Below are 19,383 nucleotides of genomic sequence, written 5' to 3'. Positions count from 1 at the left end.
AAGCGCGTTGTCGACGCGTTAAGCATCGCAACAAGGAGACGCGTGATGCAAACCCGCAAGCTAGGAACTGAATTGAACGTCTATCCCGTCGGCCTCGGCTGCATGGGCATGAGTTTTGTCTATGGCGGCCAGGCGGAGGCCGAGGCGATCGCCACCCTGCACCGCGCCGTCGAGATCGGCGTCAACTTCTTCGATACGGCGGAAGTCTATGGCCCCTACGAGAACGAGATCCTGCTCGGCAAGGCGCTGAAGTCGGTTCGTGACAAGGTGACCATCGCCACCAAATTCGGCTTCAAGATTTTGGAGGAAGGCACCGGCATCGACCGCATGGCCGGCGTCGACAGCCGCCCCGAACATGTCAAGGCGGTCGCCGAGGCGTCGCTGAAGCGGCTTGGCACCGATGTCATCGACCTCTACTACCAGCATCGCGTCGATCCCAACGTGCCGATCGAGGACACGGTCGGCGCCATGGCCGAACTGGTGCGCGAAGGCAAGGTGCGGGCGCTCGGCCTGTCGGAGGCGAGTGAGGCAACCATCCGCCGGGCGCATGCCGTGCATCCGATATCGGCCCTGCAAAGCGAATACTCGCTGTGGAGCCGTGATCCGGAAGACGAGGTGCTCGCCGTCTGCCGCGAACTCGGCATCGGCTTCGTCCCCTACAGCCCACTCGGCCGTGGCCTGTTGACCGGCACGATCGCCAAGCCCGAGACTTTGAGCGACGACGACTGGCGCCGTGGCCAGCCGCGCTTCCAGGCCGACGCCATGGCGGCCAACGCCGCTGTCATCGCCACGCTGGAGAAAATGGCGGCTGAAAAGGGCGTGACCTCGGCGCAGCTGGCGCTGGCGTGGGTGCTGCACCAGGGCGATTTCATCGTGCCGATCCCCGGCGCGCGGAAAATCCGCCATCTGGAACAGAACACGGCGGCGGCCGGGATCGAGCTGAGCGCGGCCGAAGTGCAAACGATCGGCGAGGCGCTGTCGCCGGATAAGGTGACCGGCAAGCGCTACACCGAGGAGTTGCTGGCGCTTGTGAATGGGTGAGCTTGGTCACCGCCGGATAGTTGAAAGGGGGCGCTGCGGCGCCTCCTTTTTGCACCGCGTGGAGGTGCGAGACGTTGGCGCGAAACACCCCCTCTGTCCCGCCGACATCACCAAGGATAGACAGTGATCTCCGGCCAGCAGGCCTTCGCACGCGCGCCCTTGGCCTCATGCGTCTGGCGGTTGTCCATCATCCGGTTCGGTGTGATGCGAAACGAGAAGATGTGGTCGAGGCCAAACGGCGCCACGAGGTCGAGCTGCCCATCCGCGTCGAAACGGACGCCGACCGCGTGGGTTTTGGAGGCGAAGTGGCGGACCGAGTCGCTGGAACTCGTGTAGCGCGGGCACGGCTGTCCGAACTTCAGGGGATACCAGAGATGGACTCGCGCCTGGTTGCGCACCTCGACCGGCAGCGGCAGTCCGGCGAAGACCGGAGCGGCAGCCGCGATCACTCCATCCTCAGCCTCATAGGAGAGGTCGCTGCCATCGAAGTAGAAAAGGTCGACATCCCTGACGCCGTAACCCGATGGCTTGCCGGTCAGCTCGTTCCAGACGGTGTTGTAGAGCGCGCCGGAGACCAGCAGCCAGTCGGGCAAGGCAAGACGCCGCGCCCGAGCCAAAGCGTCACTCAGCAACTCATCTCTCGACACGATGTCGAGAAACGCCGCACGTTGGGCTTCGAACGGGAGCCCTGAATAGCGCAAATGGTCCATCGCCCTTTGGAGGGCGATTCGCCACTTGCCCGCAATCCCTCAAGTCCTGAGTACGCCACCGGTCTGCTTGCCAACATTCTCGATGATGCGCTTGGCCAACGCTTCGAAATCTTCGTCGGTCAGCGTCTTCTCGACCGGCTGGATCGACACCTCGATGGCGATCGACTTCTTGCCTTCGCCGAGTGACGCACCCTCGAAAATATCGAAGACCGAGACAGCGGTGATCAGCTTCTTGTCGGCGGCTAGGGCGGCTCGCACCAGCGTGCCGGCCTCGACCGTCCTGTCGACGACGAAGGCGAAGTCGCGCTTGACCGCCTGGAAGGCGGACAGTTCGAGCTTCGGCTTGGTTTTGGTCGGCTTGGCCTTCGGCTCGGGCACGGCGTCGACAAACACTTCGAAGCCGCAGAGCGGACCGGAGACATCCAGTCCCTCAAGCGTCTTGGGATGGAATTCGCCGAAGGTGCCGAGCACGGTTTTCGGCCCGAGCTTGATCGTGCCGGATCGGCCGGGATGATACCAGGCCGGACCGCCGGCCTCGACCTGCAATCGGTCGACCGGTGCACCGCAGGCTTCGAGTGCGGCGATCGCATCGGCCTTGGCGTCGAACACGCCCACGGCGCCTGAATTGCCGGCCCAGTTGCGGCCGGAGCCGTCGAGCTTGGCGGTGCCGCGCCGGACCCCGGCGGCAACGCGCCGCTGCTGGTCGGCGCCGTCGCCCTCATAGGTGCCCGACACTTCGAACAAAGCGACGTCGCCGATGCCCCTGTCGGCATTGCGCTGGGCAGCGGCGATCAGCCCCGGCAGCAGCGACGGCCGCATGTCGGACATGTCGGCGGCGATCGGGTTGGCGAGCTTCAGTGCCGTCTGGCCGCCGCCGAACAGCTCGGCGTGCCTGGCCGGAATGAACGACCAGGTAATGGCCTCCATCATGCCGCGCACGGCAAGCGCGCGCTTGGCCGTGCGGGTGCGGACCTGCAGCGTGGTGAGGATCCTGGCATTGACTGCGTCATGCGCACCGAGCGGCTGCGGCGCGATGTTGTCGACACCGTGGATGCGCATGACCTCTTCAACCAGGTCGGCCTTGCTATCGACATCGGGGCGCCAGGACGGCACGGCGACGTCAACAACATCGCCCGAGCCCTGCGGCTTGAAGCCGAGGCGCGACAGGATATCAAGGCTTTCCGCCCTTGGCACCTCGATGCCCGTCAGCCGCTTCACTTCCGACAGCGGGAAAGAAACGATCCTGGGCTGGTGGCCGGCATAGCCGGTCACTTCGATCTCGGTCGGCGTGCCGCCGCAGAAATCGAGCACCAGCCTGGTCGCCAGCTCGACACCGGGCACCATGAATTCAGGGTCGACGCCGCGCTCGAAGCGGTAGCGCGCGTCGGTGATGATGCCGAGCGTACGGCCGGTGCGGGCAGTGGTGATCGGATCCCAAAGGGCCGATTCGATCAGCACGTCTGACGTGTTTTCGTCGCAGCCCGAATGCTCGCCGCCCATGATGCCGGCGATCGACTCGACGCCGTCCTCGTCAGCGATAACGCACATCTCCGGCGTCAGCGTGTATTCGCGGCCGTCGAGTGCCTGCACCTTTTCGCCATCGCGCGCCCGCCGCACGGTCAGATTGCCGGCGACCTTCCTGGCGTCGAACACATGCAGCGGCCGGCCGCGATCGAAGGTGACATAGTTGGTGATGTCGACTAGCGCACTGATCGGACGCAGCCCAATGGCGATCAACCGCTGCTGCAGCCATTTCGGCGATGGGCCGTTCTTGACGCCACGCACCAGCCGCAGCGCGAAACCAGGGCAGAGCTCTGGTGCTTCGATCGTGACCTTGACCGGCGTCTCGCCCTTGCCCGGGATCGCGTCGATCGCAGCGCTCTTCAACGTGCCAAGCCCGCTCGCCGCCAGGTCCCTGGCGATACCGTAGACGCTGGTGGCGTCCGGCCGGTTGGGCGTCAGGTTGATCTCGATGACCGGATCGTCGAGATGCGCATAGGCAGCGAAGCTGGTGCCGACAGGCGCATCCTCAGGCAGGTCGATGATGCCGTTGTGCTCGTCGGAAAGCTCCAGCTCGCGCTCCGAACACATCATGCCATGGCTTTCGACGCCCCTGATCTTGCCGACCGTCAGCGTCACGTCGATGCCGGGCACATAGGCGCCGGGCGCGGCAAAGGCGCCGATCAGGCCCGCGCGGGCGTTCGGCGCGCCGCAGACGACCTGCACCGGTGGCTTGCCGTCGCCTGTGTCGACGGTGAGCACGCGCAGCCGGTCGGCATCGGGATGCTGCACCGCCGTCAACACCCTGGCGATGACGAACGGTTTCAGGCTCGACTTGTCGTCGACATGCTCGACTTCGAGGCCGATCGAGGTCAGCCGCTCGACGATTTCGTCGAGGGTGGCGTCGGTCTCGAGGTGATCCTTGAGCCAGGAGAGGGTGAATTTCATGGGACTGTTCCGTCTGGTCTTTTGACGCTTGTTTTCAGATGTCTCGGCAGATCGTCTGATATGTGCAGGAATGGAAGCTGCTCGCTGACATAGGCATGCAGCGTCGGCGGGAAATCGGCCGGCATATCCATGGCGCCGAGCGTGAAATAGATGACGTCCTCCAGCCGCTCGTCGACATAGGCGATCGGCGAGCCGCAGACGCCGCAGAACGAGCGCGTCACCGGCCCGTTCTCATACATCTTCAGCGCCTTGCCGGTGAACGCCACCTGACCGACCAGGAAGCCGACAAAGGCCGATACCGGCGCGCCGCTCGCCCGCCGGCAATCGCCGCAATGACAATAGCTGACGTGGTGCGGTCCGGCCGAGGCCTCGAACCGCACGGCGCCGCAGCGGCAGCCGCCGGCGTGGGCGGCTGTCATGCGCTCAAGCCTCCGAACAGCGTCGGCATGTCGAGCGGCCTGAATCCGTAATGTGACAGCCAGCGCACGTCGGCATCGAAGAAGGCGCGCAGGTCCGGCATGCCGTATTTCAGCATGGCGATGCGGTCGATGCCCATGCCCCAGGCAAAGCCCTGGTATTCGTCCGGGTCGAGCCCGCCATGGCGCAGCACATTGGGATGCACCATGCCGCAGCCGAGGATCTCCATCCAGTCGGAGCCTTCGCCGAAGCGCACCTCGCCGGGCCGCGAACGGTCGCACTGGATGTCGACCTCGAGGCTCGGTTCGGTGAACGGGAAGAAGGACGGCCGGAACCGCATCTTGACCGAGGGCACTTCGAAGAAGGCCTTGCAGAACTCCTCCAGCACCCACTTCATGTTGGCGACGTTGGCCGTCTTGTCGATCACCAGCCCCTCGACCTGATGGAACATCGGCGAGTGGGTGGCGTCCGAATCCTGCCGGTAGGTCTTGCCCGGAATGACGATGCGGATCGGCGGCTTCTTCGTCTCCATGGTTCGGATCTGCACCGGCGAGGTGTGGGTGCGCAAAAGCTTGCGCTCGCCCTTCTCGTCCGGCTGGAAGAAGAAAGTGTCGTGCATCTCGCGCGCCGGATGGCCTTCGGGGAAATTCAGCGCGGTGAAATTGTAATAGTCGGTCTCGATGTCCGGGCCTTCGGCGATCGAAAAGCCGAGGTCGCCGAAGATCGCTGCGATCTCGTCGATGACCTGGCTGATCGGATGGATGCGGCCGCGTTCGGCGGGCGACTGCCGCACCGGCAGCGTCACGTCGACCTTTTCGGCGGCCAGGCGGGCGGTGATCGCCACATCCTTCAGCTCGGCCCGACGCAGCGAGAGTGCATCGGTGACGCGGTTCTTGAGGCCGTTGATAACAGGGCCCTTGAGCTGGCGCTCCTCGGCGCTCATCGCGCCTAGCGTCTTCAGCATCTCGGAAACCGAGCCCTTCTTGCCCAGCGCAGAAACGCGTACCGCCTCGATCGAGGCCTCGTCCGCGGCCGATGCGATATCAGCCATCAGGGAATTTTCGAGAGTTTCCATGTCACTCATGTTCCAGACCCGACAAAAGGCATAAGAAAAACCCGCGCCAGCCGTGCCAGCGCGGGTTCCCCAAATCAGAATTTCGAATGCTTGGGAAGCGCTGGCTTAGGCGACAGCGCTTTCAAAAGCGTTCGGCGTGGTGTTCTTCAGATATTCGAGCGCAACCTTGGCCTTGGCCACGAGTGCGGCGAAAGCCTGCGGCTCATGGATGGCCATGTCCGACAGGATCTTGCGATCGATCTCGATGCCGGCCTTGTTGAGTCCGTCGATGAAGCGGCCATAGGTCAGGCCGTGCTCATGGGTCGCGGCGTTGATGCGCTGGATCCACAGGGCGCGGAACGAGCGCTTGCGGTTCTTGCGGTCGCGGTAAGCGTACTGCAGCGACTTTTCCACCGCCTGCTTGGCGATGCGGATGGTGTTCTTGCGGCGGCCGTAGAAGCCTTTGGCGGCTTTCAGGACCTTCTTGTGCTTGGCGTGCGAGGTGACGCCTCTCTTTACGCGTGCCATGTCATGATCTCCTTAAAAGCAATTCCAGGAAAAGTGCCTAGCGGTTTTCCGTTCGGAATTGCGTAAAACAAATGCGTGTCCGGACCGAATGCCTTAGAGGCCGTTCGGCAGAAAATTCTTGATGACCTTCTTGCCATCCGGTTCAGCCAGAACCATCGTGCCGCGGGCATTTCGAATGAACTTGTTGGAACGCTTGATCATGCCGTGACGCTTGCCGGCCGCAGCCGACAGGACTTTACCCGTACCTGTGATCTTGAACCGCTTTTTGGCGGCGGACTTGGTCTTCATCTTGGGCATTTTGCTACTCCGTTTCTATGAGGTCGCTGTCCGTGCCTCTGGCACGCAGCACCTCTTGTTTTGTTCGCTTCAGGCCGACCAAAGCCCGAAAAGCAAATGAAACCGCCACGGCATGCCCTGCCGGGCGGTTTTTTTGGAACGCGGTCCTATACGTCAAAGCAGGCGGCTGTGCAACACCCACTGCGCCGCTCGTTGCCGGAACGTTGGGACGCGACGCGCGGCCCTCGATCAGGGAAGTGTGAACCAGACCGGCAGCATGCCCGACTGCTGGGCGCCGTCGATCAGTTCGAAGGCCGGCAGCGCCATCAGGAACACCAGGCCATCGAGCAGCGTGGTCAACAGCAGGCGCGGCTTGAAGCTGCCCGTGTCACCCTCCTGGTAAAGGGAAAGGTTCGGAAAGAAGCGCGGCACCCTCGCCAGATAGGCCTGATAGGGTGCACCAAGCGCTTCCTTGAGGAATTTCTCCTCGCGAAGGATGACGATATGGAAGGCACCCGCGCACAGCACAGCAAAGAGAATGATGCCGGAGAACGAACCTATCTGCGCGCCGACGCCGGCCGCGGCCACGGTCGAGAACACATAGAGCGGATTGCGGGTCATCGAATAGGGTCCGCCCGTCACAACTTCGGAAGATTTGCGCCCGCCTATGTAGAGCGTCGACCAAAGGCGGCCCACGATGCCGAGAAAAATCAGCAGCACGCCGAACATCTCGATCGTCTCATGCATCGCGGTATCGGGCGGGAAGGTCGATTGGCCAAACAGCAGCGCGGCGAACAACACGACCACGAGCACGGCAAGCACTATTCTGCGCGTGCGCTGGTAGTTACCCAGCCCGTATTTGAGTTCTTTGTCCAAGGGAGGTATCCGATCGTCGAGGAGCCTAATGCATGTCGCCCAAAAGTGGCCCCGGTTTTGGGAGGACGACATACATGAAAACAGAACCGGCGATCGCAGCTGTGGCCAGTAAGCAGGCGTCCCGCCGATCGCCGGGACGCCCTGTACTACAATTCAGGCGGATTTAGAGCGCGGTGACCAAGCTTGACGTCATCGTGATCTCGATGTGTTGACGTTCAGGTGATGCCGGCCTGCAAACGGCGCCTGACCACAATCTCACTGCACCCCTAGCGCGGCGCCAGCACCATCATCATCTGGCGGCCTTCGAGCTTCGGTTCCGCTTCGACCTTGGCAATGGTCGCCACTTCCTCGCGAACCTTGTTCAAAAGCTGCATGCCGAGTTCCATATGCGCCATCTCGCGGCCACGGAAACGCAAAGTCAGCTTGACCTTGTCGCCCTCCTCGAAGAAGCGGCGAACCGCCTTCATCTTGGTCTCGTAGTCATGGCTGTCGATGTTGGGGCGCATCTTGATCTCCTTGATCTCGATGACCTTCTGGTTCTTGCGCGCCTCGGCCGCCTTCTTCTGGTTGGCGTATTTCAACTTGCCGAGATCGAGGATTTTTACGACGGGGGGCACCGCATTGGGCGATATCTCGACAAGATCGAGCCCAGCCTCTTCGGCGAGCAGCAATGCGTCGTTGATTGAAACATCGCCGCGGTTCTGGCCTTCGGCGTCGATAAGCTGGACCCGGGGAACCCGGATGTCACGGTTGGAGCGCGGGCCATCCTTGGTCGGCGCCGCTGCTTTGAAAGGTCTGCGAATGGTCGTGGTCTCCTTGGCCGTTTCGTTCAGGGTTTGCGGATATTGATGCGTGGACGCGCCAATGTGGTAAGCGCGCGGGCGAAGTCAATAGCACAGCATTGACAGGAAATCACCCTGATCACTGCCCTGCACCAAACAAAGAACCATCGCGAGCACTTTTCGCCACGCCACTGGCTGTGCCACAAGACGCCGTGCGCCAAAAGACGGGCGCGAGGAAGCAACCATGACCGACACGCCTCCTGTCTTTCTGGATGTCGACGGATCGAGCATCGCGGTGCGCCATACGACAGGTGCCGCGCCCGGCATCGTCTGGCTCGGCGGCTACAAGTCCGACATGCTGGGCACGAAGGCGCAGACGCTGTCGGACTGGACGGCAAGAGAAGGCCGCGCCTTCGTGCGCCACGACTATTCCGGTCATGGCGAATCCGGTGGCGCCTTTGCGGACGGCACCATTTCGAAATGGCTTTCGCAGAGCCTCGCCGTGTTCCGGCATTTCACCCAGGGCAAGCAGATCCTGGTCGGCTCCTCGATGGGCGCCTGGATTGCGCTGCGCATGGTGCAGGAATTGCACAAGGCCGGCGACAGCAATGTCGCGGGTCTGGTGCTGCTGGCGCCGGCGCCCGATTTTACCGCTGAGCTGGTCGAGCCGGCGCTGACCAAGGCGCAGAAGCGCGCGCTCGCCGAAAAAGGCTTCTTCGAGGAGCCGTCGGACTATTCCGCCGAGCCTTACATCTACACAAGCGCGCTGATCGAGGATGGGCGCAACAACCTGGTGATGACAGGCCCGATCGACACGCATTGCCCGGTGCACATATTGCAGGGGCTGGCCGATGCGGACGTGCCGGCAAGCCACGCGCTGAAGCTGGTCAGCCGGCTGCCGTCCGACGACGTGACCCTGTCGCTGATCCCCGAGGGCGACCACCGCCTGTCGCGTCCCCAGGATCTCGACATGTTGGTGCGGGCAGTCGACGCCATGGCGCAGAGGGGAAACTGATGCGCATCTCCATTCCGATATCCGCCTTTGTCGCGGCAATCGTCGGCTTCGGCGGCACGCTGGCCATCGTCATCGCTGCCGCCAAGGCGGTCGGCGCGACACAGATCGAGACCGCGAGCTGGGTGACGGCGATCTGCCTGGCGATGGCAATCGAATGCCTGTGGCTGTCCTGGCGCACGAAGATGCCGGTCATCACCGCCTGGTCGACACCGGGCTTGGCGCTGATCGCCGCGTCGAGCAGCTTCTCGATGGGCGAAGCGGTCGGCGCCTTCATCGTCACCGGCATCCTCTTGATCGCCACCGGCCTGTTCGGACCGCTGACACGGCTGATCGCCAGGATCCCGCCGTCAGTGGCATCGGGCATGCTGGCCGGCATCCTCGTCAGCTTCGCCATCAACGCGATTAAGGCCATCCCCGCCGATCCCTGGCTGATCCTGCCGCTGATCGCGGCCTTCTTCGTCATTCGCCTGTTCAATCCGGCGGTGTCGGTGCTGGTGGTGCTGATCGGCGGCGGCCTCGCCGCTTTCTTGACCGGCCGCGTCGGCGGCTTGCCGACACCGGAACTATCGACGCTGACGCTGATCGCGCCGCACTTCAGCGTCGCCGCGACCATCGGCCTGGCGCTGCCGCTCTACCTCGTCACCATGGCTTCCCAAAACCTGTCCGGCCTCGCAGTGCTGCGCGCCGCCGGCTATCTCCCGGAGCCCGGCCCGCTGATCGGCGTCACCGGCCTGCTTTCGCTGCTGTCGGCGCCGTTTGGCGGCTCGACCACAAATCTGGCGGCGATTTCGGCGGCGATCTGCACCGGGCCGGACGTCCACCCCGACCCCGCCGAGCGCTGGAAGACCGGCCCGTTCTATGCGCTCGCCTATCTTGTCTTCGCCGTCTTCGGTGCCTCGCTGGTAGCGATCTTCGCCGTCCTGCCGCAGAGCCTGATCGTGCTGGTGGCGGGTCTCGCGCTGATGGCGCCGCTTGCCAACGCCCTGTCGATCGCGCTCAAGGACGAAGATCACCGTATGGCCGCCACCGTCACCTTTGCCGTCACCGCTTCGGGTTTGACGCTGTTCGGCGTCGGTGCGGCATTCTGGGGCCTGGTCGCCGGGGTGGTCGTGCTTTTCCTCGAAGAACTAAAAAAGCGGCAATCATTTCAGCCGCTTGTCCGGATTTGGCGGACATTGTCCTGAATCGCCGATTCCACGCAGCTGGAACTGGCTGTCCCTGGACGCCGGCGACCGCACCAAGGATCAGCACGAGTTCGACGGCTTCGTGGCCCACCGCAATATGCTGCGGCGGGCGGGATAGTCGTCAGAGGTCAGCTGCCACGTCCTTCGGGCATTCAGCCATTGCGAAACGTATAAGCATAGCCGTTGATGGCTGGAGCGCCGCCAAGGTGGGCGTAAAGCACCTTCGACCCTTCTGGGAAATAGCCCTTCCTAACGAGGTCGATCATGCCCTGCATGGATTTTCCCTCGTAGACAGGATCGGTGATCATGCCTTCAAGGCGCGCGCAGAGACGGATCGCTTCCTTCGTCTCCTGCGAGGGCACGCCGTAGACCGGGTAGGCATAATCCTCGATGAGGATCACATCGTCTTCACTGAGTTCCTTGCCGAGTTCGACCAGCGTCGCCGTGGTCCGCACGATGTCCAGCACTTGCGCTTTGGTCTGCGCCGGGGTGCAGGATGCGTCGATGCCGATTACCTTGCGCTCGCGACCGTCCTTGGCGAAGCCGACCACCATGCCGGCATGGGTCGAGCCGGTGACGGTACAGACGACGATGTAGTCGAAGGCAAGGCCGAGTTCCTTCTCCTGCGCGCGCACCTCTTCGGCGAAGCCAACATAGCCCAGGCCGCCATATTTATGCACCGAAGCCCCGGCCGGAATCGGATAAGGTTTGCCGCCTTTGGCTTTCACATCGGCGATCGCCTGTTCCCAGCTTTCCCTGATTCCGATGTCGAAGCCCTCATCGACCATCTGGACATCGGCGCCCATAATCCGGCTCAAAAGGATGTTGCCGACGCGGTCATAGACGGCGTCCTCGTGGGGCACCCAGCTTTCTTGCACGAGGCGGCATTTCATGCCGATTTTCGCCGCCACGGCTGCCACCATGCGCGTATGGTTGGATTGTACGCCGCCGATCGAAACCAGCGTGTCGGCGTTTGAGGCGATCGCGTCCGGGATGATGTATTCGAGCTTGCGCAGCTTGTTGCCGCCGAAGGCGAGGCCGGAATTGCAATCTTCCCGCTTGGCGTAGAGATCGACCTTGCCGCCGAGATGAGCGCTGAGCCGATCCAGTTTCTCGATATGGGTCGGTCCAAATGTGAGCGGATAGCGTTCGAACTTCTCCAACATGAGAGATCCTCCTCTGATTGTGATTTTGATGCTGGAAACACTATCAGTTTTCTCCTGAAAGGTGCTCTCAAAGATCGAGTGGAAAATGCCGGAAATCCAACTTTCCGGCGCCAAAATGCTATATTGCTTCGATGACTTGCCCCAATAACGGAAGAATCTTCCATGAAAGCATCACTCGACCGGATCGACCTCAAAATGCTCCGCCTGCTCCAGGACAATGGGCGGCTGACCAATGCGGAGTTGGCGCAGTCGGTTGTTGTCAGCCCGGCGACGTGCCACCGCCGCACCCAACGCTTGTTCGATGAAGGCTACATCAGCCATGTCAGGGCAGTGGTGACACCGCAGAAGGTCGACAGAGGCGCGCTGGTGATGGTTGGCGTCGTCCTCGACCGCTCGACCCCGGAAAGTTTCGCGGAATTCGAGAAGGCAGTCGCGAAACTGAAGTTCATTCTTGATTGCCATCTGGTCGCAGGCGACTTCGACTATTTTCTGAAGATCAGGGTCGGCGACATGGCGGACTTCAACCGGATCCACGGGGATCAGTTGATCGCATTGCCCGGCGTTCGCCAGACGAGGACGTTCTTCGTCATGAAGGAGGTCGTCGACAACGCGCCACTGGATTTTTGAAAGGAATGGGTTCCCCGCCGAAGCATCAAACCACAGCACCGCCGGCGGCATTGCCACTGTTCCTCATGGCCGGTCGTGCTTTTCTTCGATACGCTCGAAAAGCGATAATCATTTCATGAGCTTGTCCGGTTTTGGCCGATATTGTCTTGAATCGTCGTTTTCTCCTTCCCATTTCGATTCCACGCAGCCGGATCTTGGCTGTCTCCAACCGAAGGAATGGGAGAAAATGAACACATCTGCATTGATCCGCCCGGCCTGGACGCCGGCAACCATCGCGTTGATGGTGATCGGTTTCATGGTGTTCTGGCCACTCGGCTTCGCCATGCTTGCCTACATCATCTGGGGCGACCGCCTCGATGGTTTCAAGCGTGACGTCAACCGCGCCACCGACGGCATCTTCGCCGGCTGCCGCCGCGGTTCCGACAAGGCGGCGCGCTGGGGCCACGGCTCCGCCCGCACCGGTAATGTCGCTTTCGACGACTGGCGCGAAAAGGAACTGGAGCGCCTCGCCGAGGAACGCCGCAAGCTCGACGAGATGCTGACCGAGTTCGACGACTACGCCCGCGAATTGCGCCGTGCCAAGGACCAGGATGAGTTCGACCGCTTCATGGCCAACCGCAACAAGTCGACGGCGCCGACGAAGACCGACCCGAGCACCGGGACGACAACCACCAAGCGTGGCAAGGGCTCGAACCTGCTTGACGACTGAGGCCCGGCGACAGGCCAAGGTATGATGACGGCGTCGCGCGAGCGGCGCCGTTTCTTTTTTGTTCTATTCGTTTTTCTCGAATCGCGTATCGTCCCGCCATGACCCTCGGATTCTTCCGCAATCTGACAAAGCCCAAGGCCACGCCCGTCGTGGAGCGCGAATATTGCGTCGCCGGCCGTACCTTGCCGCTCAAGATCGTCGAGAACGACCGCGCAAGGCGGCTGACGCTGCGCATCGATTCGGGCGGTAAGGGCCTGCGCATCACGGTGCCGCCAGGCCTGCGCCGCGGCGAGGTGGAGAAGTTCCTCGACCGTCACCAGGACTGGTTGGAGCAGCGGCTGGCCAAGGTACCGGCCCGGCCGCAGGTGCGGCCGGGCATCAAGATCCCCGTACGCGGCGTGCCGCACCGCATCGTCCATGAGCCTTCGAAGCGCGGCACGGTGACCATATCCAGCGACGAGCGCGGTCCGTTGTTGATCGTGCATGGCGACCGCGTGCACCTGCCGCGCCGCATCGCCGATTTCCTCAAGCGCGAGGCCAAGCGCGAGATCGAGAAGCTGGTGGGCAAACACACGCTGGCGCTGGGCAAGCGCGCCAAGGCGATCCGCTTCAAGGACACGTCGAGCCGCTGGGGCTCCTGCACCTCCGACGGCAATCTGTCGTTTTCCTGGCGCATCATGATGGCGCCGTCGCCTGTCATAAACTACCTCGTCGCGCATGAAGTGGCGCATCTCAAGGAGATGAACCACGGCCCGAAATTCTGGAAACTGTGCGAACAGCTTTGCCCCGACACCGAGCGCTGCAAGGCCTGGCTGAAGCGCAATGGCGGCGCGCTGCAAGCGATTGCGTTCGAGTAGGGCCTGCGTAAGGGCGGCGGAGAAGACTGTCAGTAGCGATCCTTCCCACCCCCTGGGCGGCCGGCGTTTACGCTCTTACCGGCCGCACGAGCTCAATCGTCATTCGCCGCGTTGAGCTCCTCCGGTCGCAGTCCCTCATCACCATGATGCGGCCACGGCAGGAAGTTGCTGTCGAACTTATCGCCGCCGAAATAATCCAACGCGCGATGGGCTTCCGCGCCGTTGAAGGCGGCCTTGTCCATCAGATGGGCGATGACCTCGCGCGCCTGCGCGATCTTCTGCCTGAGTTCGGCAACGGTTCTGTCAGCCATGGTCTTGCTCCCGCCTTGTGTCCCTGTCCTTCAATAGGTAGCGCCTTTGGCCTTGCCGGCAAACAGCATGCTTTTTCTCGACTCTTGGCGCTTTTCATGCCAATCCCCGCGCCATGGCGCTCGACATCAAGATTTGCGGCTTGAAGACCGACGTGGCAATGGCCGCGGCGCTGGCCGGCGGCGCCAGCCACGTCGGGTTTATCTTCTTCGCCAAAAGCCCGCGCTATGTCGAGCCGGCCGAGGCTGGCCGCTTGCGCGAGGCGGCGCGCGGCAAGGCAAAAGCGGTGGCCGTCACCGTCGATGCCAGTGACGCCTTCCTGGATGAGATCGTGGCAGCGATGCAGCCCGACATGCTGCAGCTGCACGGCTCGGAAACGCCGGAGCGCGTGGCCGAGGTGAAAGCCCGCTACGGCTTGCCGGTGATGAAGGCGCTGTCGGTCAGCGAGGCTACCGACCTCGAGCGGACAAAGCCGTTTATCGGCATTGCGGACCATTTCCTGTTCGACGCCAAGCCCCCCAAGGGCTCCGAGCTGCCCGGCGGCAATGGCGTGGCCTACGACTGGCGCATCCTCACCGGCCTTGACGCCGGCGTCGATTACATGCTTTCCGGTGGGCTCAACGCCGCCAATATCGGCGATGCCCTTCGGCTTGCCAACCCGCCCGGAATAGACATTTCCTCAGGCGTGGAAAGCGCGCCGGGCGTCAAGGATCCGGCGCTGATCGAACAGTTTTTCCGGGCCGTCAGGGCAGCGCGCGACAACCGCGCCGCCTGACCGGCTCAAACCAGAGCATGTCCCGGAAAAGTGGGAACCGGTTTTCCGGCAAGGACATGCCCCCACATCGAGACCAGGAGATCGGCGATGGACAAGCCGGCGACGCCCAATTCCTTCCGTACCGGACCCGACGAACAGGGTATGTTCGGCATTTTTGGCGGTCGTTTCGTTGCCGAAACGCTGATGCCGCTGATCCTCGACCTCGAGCGGCACTGGAACGAGGTCAAGAACGATCCGGATTTCAACGCTGAACTCACCGACCTTTCGACCCACTATGCCGGGCGGCCGTCGAAGCTCTATTTCGCGGAAGGGCTGACCAGGCATCTCGGTGGTGCAAAAGTCTACTTCAAGCGCGAGGATCTGAACCACACCGGCTCGCACAAGATCAACAACTGCCTCGGCCAGATCCTGCTGGCCAAGCGCATGGGCAAGAAGCGCATCATCGCCGAGACGGGCGCCGGCCAGCATGGCGTGGCGTCGGCCACGGTCGCGGCCCGCTTCGGCTTTCCCTGCGTCGTCTATATGGGCGCGACCGACGTCGCCCGCCAAAGCCCGAACGTCTTCCGCATGAAGCTGCTCGGCGCCGAAGTGCGGCCGGTGACCGCCGGCCACGGCACGCTGAAGGACGCCATGAACGAGGCGTTGCGCGACTGGGTGACCAATGTCGAGGACACTTATTACCTGATCGGCACCGCCGCCGGGCCACATCCCTATCCGGAACTGGTGCGCGACTTCCAGTCGGTGATCGGCGCCGAAGCGCGCGCCCAGATTATCGAGCAGGAAGGCCGGCTGCCGGACACCATCATTGCCTGTGTCGGCGGCGGCTCGAACGCCATCGGCCTGTTCCATCCCTTCCTCGACGACAAGGACGTTCGCATCATCGGCATCGAGGCCGGCGGCCGTGGTCTCGACGGCATCGAGCACTGCGCCTCGATGAGCGCCGGCGCGCCTGGCGTGCTGCACGGCAACCGCACCTATCTCCTGCAGAATTCCGACGGCCAGATCATGGACGGCCATTCGATCTCTGCCGGTCTCGATTATCCCGGCGTCGGCCCAGAGCATTCCTGGCTGCGCGATTCCGGCCGCGTCGAATATGTGCCGATCCTCGACGACGAGGCGCTGGAGGCCTTCAAGCTGACGACACGTGTCGAGGGCATCATCCCGGCGCTGGAATCGGCGCACGCCATTGCGCACGCGGTGAAGATCGTGCCGGCCATGGACAAGGACCAGATCGTCATCGTCAACCTGTCCGGCCGTGGCGACAAGGACGTGCACACGGTTGCCAGCATGCTGGGCATGGAGATCTGATCATGACCACCCGCATCGACCGCCGCATGGCCAAGCTGAAGACCGAAGGCCGCCCGGCCCTCGTCACCTATTTCATGGGCGGCGACCCCGACTATGAGACGTCGCTGTCAATCATGAAGGCACTGCCTGGAGCAGGCGCCGACATCATTGAACTCGGCATGCCATTCTCCGATCCGATGGCCGACGGCCCGGCGATCCAGGCGGCGGGCCTGAGGGCGCTGAAAGGCGGCCAGACGCTGGTCAAGACGCTAAAGATGGCCTCGGAATTCCGCACCGGCGACAATGAGACGCCGATCGTGCTGATGGGCTATTACAATCCGATCTACATCTATGGCGTCGACCGCTTCCTCAAGGACGCGATCGCCAGCGGCATCGATGGGCTGATCGTCGTCGACCTGCCGCCGGAAATGGACGAGGAATTGTGCATTCCGGCGCTCAAGGCCGGCATCAACTTCATCCGGCTGGCAACGCCGACCACCGATGATAAGCGCCTGCCCAAGGTGCTGCAGAACACGTCGGGTTTTGTCTACTATGTGTCAATGACCGGCATCACCGGTTCGGCGCTGGCCGACACCGGCAAGGTGGCGGCGGCGGTGCAACGCATCAAGGGTCACACCGATCTGCCGGTCTGCGTCGGCTTCGGCGTCAAGACCGCCGAGCAGGCCCGCGTGATCGGTGCCAATGCCGATGGCGTCGTCGTCGGCACCGCGATCGTCAACGCGGTGGCCAATGTGCTGGGACCGAAGGGCCAAAAGACCGCCGACCCGGCCGAAGCCGTCGCCACGCTGGTCAGCGGCCTAGCGCAAGGCGTGCGCTCGGCCCGCCTTGCTGCTGCCGAATAGTTTTCCTACCTCTGGTTTTGTGCATGCCGTTATCCCAAAACCGGGACTCTTCGTCAGGACAGGAGCCGAAGCGATGAACTGGATCACCAATTACGTTCGCCCGAAGATCAATTCGATGCTCGGCCGGCGCACCGACATGCCCGAGAATCTCTGGATCAAGGATCCGGAGACCGGCGAGATGGTGTTCCACAAGGATCTGGAATCCAACCAGTTCGTCATTCCGTCCTCCGGCCACCATATGAAGATCTCGGCCAAGGAGCGGCTGAAGTTCTTCTTCGACAACGGCAAGTACGAGACCCTGGACAACCCCAAGGTCATGCAGGATCCGCTGAAGTTCCGCGACGAGAAGCGCTATGTCGACCGGCTGAAGGACGCAAAGGCCAAGACCGGCTTGGAAGACGCCATCATCAACGCGCTGGGGACCGTCGAAGGCCTGCCGGTGGTAGTGACCGTGCAGGACTTCGCCTTCATGGGCGGCTCGCTCGGCATGGCCGCGGGTGACGCCATCGTGCACGGTTTCGAAGTCGCCTTGCAGCGCAAGCGGCCGCTGATCCTGTTCGCCGCCTCTGGCGGCGCCCGCATGCAGGAAGGCATCCTGTCGCTGATGCAGTTGCCGCGCACCACGGTTGGTGTCGACCGGCTGAAGGAAGCCGGCCTGCCCTATATCGTCGTCTTGACCAATCCGACCACCGGCGGCGTCACCGCCTCCTACGCCATGCTGGGCGACGTGCACATCGCCGAGCCCGGCGCGCTTATCGGCTTTGCCGGGCCGCGTGTCATCGAACAGACCATCCGGGAAAAGCTGCCCGACGGGTTCCAGCGCTCCGAATACCTGATGGAACACGGCATGGTCGACATGGTGGTGTCGCGCCTGGAGATGCGCCAGACCATCGCACGGCTGCTGAAGATGCTGCTCAAGCTGCCGGAGGAGCAAAAGCCGCTTGAGCCGGAAATCCTGCCGCCGGCGACAATTCCGGCCGAGGCGCGGCCACAAGCCTGACGCGACACTCTTCGCCGCGAACCGCGATTGCGCCGTGTCCGTGGCGCGCTGTAGCTTTTTGATTGCCATGGCCATTGTGAAACCGATTCTGGTTCCTGGGCCATGGGCCAGGATTGTGCCATGAAAACGCTTGCCGCCGACCGCGAAATCGAAGCCCTGATGGCGCTTCACCCGAAAGGCTTCGACCTTTCGCTCGACCGCATTTCACGGTTGCTGGAGCGGCTCGATGACCCGCAGGACCGGCTGCCACCGGTCATCCATATCGCCGGCACCAACGGCAAAGGCTCGTGCGCCGCGTTTTCACGCGCACTGCTCGAGGCGGCGGACTATCGTGTCCATGTCCACACCTCGCCGCATCTGGTGAACTGGCACGAGCGTTACCGGCTGGCCGCCGATGGCGGCGGCAGGCTGGTCGACGACAGGGTGTTCGCCGATGCCATCGCCCGTGTCGCCAGGGCCAATGAAGGCGAGCATATCACTGTCTTCGAGATCCTCACCGCCGTCACCTTCCTGCTGTTTTCCGAACACCAGGCCGATGCCGCCATCATCGAGGTCGGGCTCGGTGGCCGTTTCGATGCCACCAATGTCATCAAGGAGCCGGCCGTGTCGGTGATCATGCCGGTGTCGCTCGACCACGAGGCCTATCTCGGCGACCGTGTCGAACTGATCGCCGCTGAAAAGGCCGGCATCATCAAGCGCGGCTGCCCGGTGGTCATCGGCGCACAGGAAAGCGAGACGGCACTGCAGGTGCTGATCGAGACCGCCGAGCGGCTTGAATGTCCGACCTTCGTCTACGGCCAGGATTTCCTCGCCTTCGAGGAGAACGGCCGCATGGTCTACCAGGACGAAGACGGCTTGATGGACCTGCCGCCGCCACGGCTGCCCGGGCGCCACCAGTTCGCCAATGCGGCGGCGGCGATCGCGGCGGTAAAGGCCGCCGGATTCGAGATCAGCCATCGCGCCGCCGAGAAGGCTATGACCAACGTCGCCTGGCCCGGCCGCATGCAGAAGCTGGCGCAGGGCCGGCTGGCCGAACTGGCGCCGAAGGGCGCCGACATCTGGCTCGATGGCGGCCACAATCCGGGCGCCGGCGTGGTGGTTGCCGAAGCGCTGGCCGAGCAGGAAGAAAAGAACCCGCGTCCGCTCTTCCTCATCTCGGGCATGATCAACACCAAGGACCAGAGCGGCTATTTCCGCGCCTTCAAGGGCCTCGCCCGGCATGTCTACACGGTGCCGGTGAGCCTGAGCGACGCCGGCGTGCCGAACGACGAACTGGCGATCCGCGCGACGGAAGCCGGGCTGACGGCCGAACCGGTGAGTTCCGTCGCCAGCGCGCTGATGTTGCTGCGCGACACATGGGACGGCCCGGCGCCGCGCATCCTGATCGGCGGTTCGCTCTATCTGGCCGGTGCGGTGCTCGCCGAAAACGGCACGCCCCCGACCTGAGGTCGGTTTCGGC

General features: G+C 63.1%; 21 protein-coding genes. 11 read left to right on the top strand and 10 right to left on the bottom strand.

Annotated features, from left to right (window positions below):
• Positions 1–45: 45 nt before the first annotated feature.
• The gene (locus tag AC1D08_RS02090) at positions 46–1,041 is read left to right on the top strand and encodes an aldo/keto reductase (protein ID WP_457150091.1); all 996 of its coding nucleotides are present in this window, start codon (positions 46–48) and stop codon (positions 1,039–1,041) included.
• A 107-nt stretch (positions 1,042–1,148) separates the two neighbouring features.
• On the opposite strand, the gene AC1D08_RS02085 is transcribed toward AC1D08_RS02090, so the two are convergent.
• The 8 genes from AC1D08_RS02085 to infC form a co-directional block, all read right to left on the bottom strand.
• Positions 1,149–1,751, bottom strand: a complete 603-nt coding sequence (locus AC1D08_RS02085; RefSeq protein ID WP_457150090.1) for a nucleotidyltransferase family protein — start codon at positions 1,749–1,751, stop codon at positions 1,149–1,151.
• Positions 1,752–1,790: 39 nt separating this feature from the next.
• Positions 1,791–4,199 (bottom strand): phenylalanine--tRNA ligase subunit beta, encoded by a 2,409-nt coding sequence (gene pheT, locus AC1D08_RS02080; RefSeq protein WP_457150089.1) that lies wholly within the window; start codon positions 4,197–4,199, stop codon positions 1,791–1,793.
• Positions 4,196–4,618 (bottom strand): GFA family protein, encoded by a 423-nt coding sequence (locus AC1D08_RS02075; RefSeq protein ID WP_457150088.1) that lies wholly within the window; start codon positions 4,616–4,618, stop codon positions 4,196–4,198. Before AC1D08_RS02075 ends, pheT begins: the two co-directional genes overlap by 4 nt.
• Positions 4,615–5,700: a phenylalanine--tRNA ligase subunit alpha gene (gene pheS / locus AC1D08_RS02070; RefSeq protein ID WP_095083151.1), complete on the bottom strand. Its 1,086-nt coding sequence runs from the start codon at positions 5,698–5,700 to the stop codon at positions 4,615–4,617. The genes AC1D08_RS02075 and pheS overlap by 4 nt, the downstream gene beginning before the upstream one ends.
• Positions 5,701–5,796: 96 nt before the next feature.
• The gene (gene rplT / locus AC1D08_RS02065; RefSeq protein WP_006201247.1) at positions 5,797–6,198 is read right to left on the bottom strand and encodes a 50S ribosomal protein L20; all 402 of its coding nucleotides are present in this window, start codon (positions 6,196–6,198) and stop codon (positions 5,797–5,799) included.
• A 93-nt stretch (positions 6,199–6,291) separates the two neighbouring features.
• On the bottom strand, positions 6,292–6,495 hold the full coding sequence (rpmI, locus tag AC1D08_RS02060) for a 50S ribosomal protein L35 (RefSeq protein WP_006201248.1): 204 nt from the start codon (positions 6,493–6,495) through the stop codon (positions 6,292–6,294).
• Between the two features lie 228 nt (positions 6,496–6,723).
• Positions 6,724–7,350 carry a methyltransferase family protein gene (locus AC1D08_RS02055; protein WP_095083153.1) on the bottom strand — a complete coding sequence of 209 codons (627 nt, stop codon included), beginning with the start codon at positions 7,348–7,350 and terminating at the stop codon, positions 6,724–6,726.
• 266 nt (positions 7,351–7,616) lie between these two features.
• Entirely contained in the window at positions 7,617–8,153 is a 537-nt protein-coding gene (gene infC / locus AC1D08_RS02050) for a translation initiation factor IF-3 (protein ID WP_010912915.1), read from the bottom strand.
• Between the two features lie 223 nt (positions 8,154–8,376).
• Between infC and AC1D08_RS02045 the strand changes: the two genes are divergently transcribed.
• Positions 8,377–9,147 (top strand): alpha/beta hydrolase, encoded by a 771-nt coding sequence (locus tag AC1D08_RS02045; protein ID WP_457150086.1) that lies wholly within the window; start codon positions 8,377–8,379, stop codon positions 9,145–9,147.
• A complete protein-coding gene (locus tag AC1D08_RS02040; protein ID WP_457150085.1) occupies positions 9,147–10,331 on the top strand; it encodes a benzoate/H(+) symporter BenE family transporter in 1,185 nt (394 codons plus the stop codon). Before AC1D08_RS02045 ends, AC1D08_RS02040 begins: the two co-directional genes overlap by 1 nt.
• Positions 10,332–10,483: 152 nt before the next feature.
• On the opposite strand, the gene AC1D08_RS02035 is transcribed toward AC1D08_RS02040, so the two are convergent.
• Positions 10,484–11,497: a 1-aminocyclopropane-1-carboxylate deaminase gene (locus AC1D08_RS02035; protein ID WP_379101124.1), complete on the bottom strand. Its 1,014-nt coding sequence runs from the start codon at positions 11,495–11,497 to the stop codon at positions 10,484–10,486.
• Positions 11,498–11,659: 162 nt separating this feature from the next.
• On the opposite strand from AC1D08_RS02035, the gene AC1D08_RS02030 reads away from it, so the two are divergent.
• From AC1D08_RS02030 to AC1D08_RS02020, 3 genes are all read left to right on the top strand, one after another.
• Positions 11,660–12,124, top strand: a complete 465-nt coding sequence (locus AC1D08_RS02030) for an Lrp/AsnC family transcriptional regulator (protein ID WP_457150084.1) — start codon at positions 11,660–11,662, stop codon at positions 12,122–12,124.
• A 226-nt stretch (positions 12,125–12,350) separates the two neighbouring features.
• Entirely contained in the window at positions 12,351–12,833 is a 483-nt protein-coding gene (locus AC1D08_RS02025) for a DUF2852 domain-containing protein (RefSeq protein ID WP_095083163.1), read from the top strand.
• Between the two features lie 98 nt (positions 12,834–12,931).
• Complete coding sequence (locus tag AC1D08_RS02020; protein ID WP_095083165.1) at positions 12,932–13,690, top strand: M48 family metallopeptidase; 759 nt, start codon at positions 12,932–12,934, stop codon at positions 13,688–13,690.
• A 92-nt stretch (positions 13,691–13,782) separates the two neighbouring features.
• Here AC1D08_RS02020 and AC1D08_RS02015 read toward each other — a convergent pair whose 3' ends face one another.
• Positions 13,783–14,001 (bottom strand): hypothetical protein, encoded by a 219-nt coding sequence (locus tag AC1D08_RS02015; protein WP_095083169.1) that lies wholly within the window; start codon positions 13,999–14,001, stop codon positions 13,783–13,785.
• A gap of 113 nt (positions 14,002–14,114) precedes the next feature.
• On the opposite strand from AC1D08_RS02015, the gene AC1D08_RS02010 reads away from it, so the two are divergent.
• The 5 genes from AC1D08_RS02010 to AC1D08_RS01990 all read left to right on the top strand — a co-directional run bounded on the left by AC1D08_RS02010 (position 14,115) and on the right by AC1D08_RS01990 (position 19,370).
• Positions 14,115–14,774, top strand: a complete 660-nt coding sequence (locus AC1D08_RS02010; RefSeq protein WP_457150083.1) for a phosphoribosylanthranilate isomerase — start codon at positions 14,115–14,117, stop codon at positions 14,772–14,774.
• A gap of 87 nt (positions 14,775–14,861) precedes the next feature.
• Entirely contained in the window at positions 14,862–16,082 is a 1,221-nt protein-coding gene (gene trpB / locus AC1D08_RS02005; RefSeq protein WP_477422476.1) for a tryptophan synthase subunit beta, read from the top strand.
• A 2-nt stretch (positions 16,083–16,084) separates the two neighbouring features.
• Positions 16,085–16,924: a tryptophan synthase subunit alpha gene (gene trpA / locus AC1D08_RS02000; RefSeq protein WP_457150081.1), complete on the top strand. Its 840-nt coding sequence runs from the start codon at positions 16,085–16,087 to the stop codon at positions 16,922–16,924.
• A gap of 73 nt (positions 16,925–16,997) precedes the next feature.
• Positions 16,998–17,924 (top strand): acetyl-CoA carboxylase, carboxyltransferase subunit beta, encoded by a 927-nt coding sequence (accD, locus tag AC1D08_RS01995; RefSeq protein ID WP_095083177.1) that lies wholly within the window; start codon positions 16,998–17,000, stop codon positions 17,922–17,924.
• 120 nt (positions 17,925–18,044) lie between these two features.
• Entirely contained in the window at positions 18,045–19,370 is a 1,326-nt protein-coding gene (locus AC1D08_RS01990) for a bifunctional folylpolyglutamate synthase/dihydrofolate synthase (RefSeq protein WP_457150080.1), read from the top strand.
• The last annotated feature ends 13 nt before the right edge of the window (positions 19,371–19,383 follow it).

The organism is Mesorhizobium sp. P2_E6, assembly GCF_056403835.1.
The sequence above is the reverse complement of the archived record's forward strand: the minus strand, read 5'-3'. Positions and strand labels throughout refer to the sequence as shown.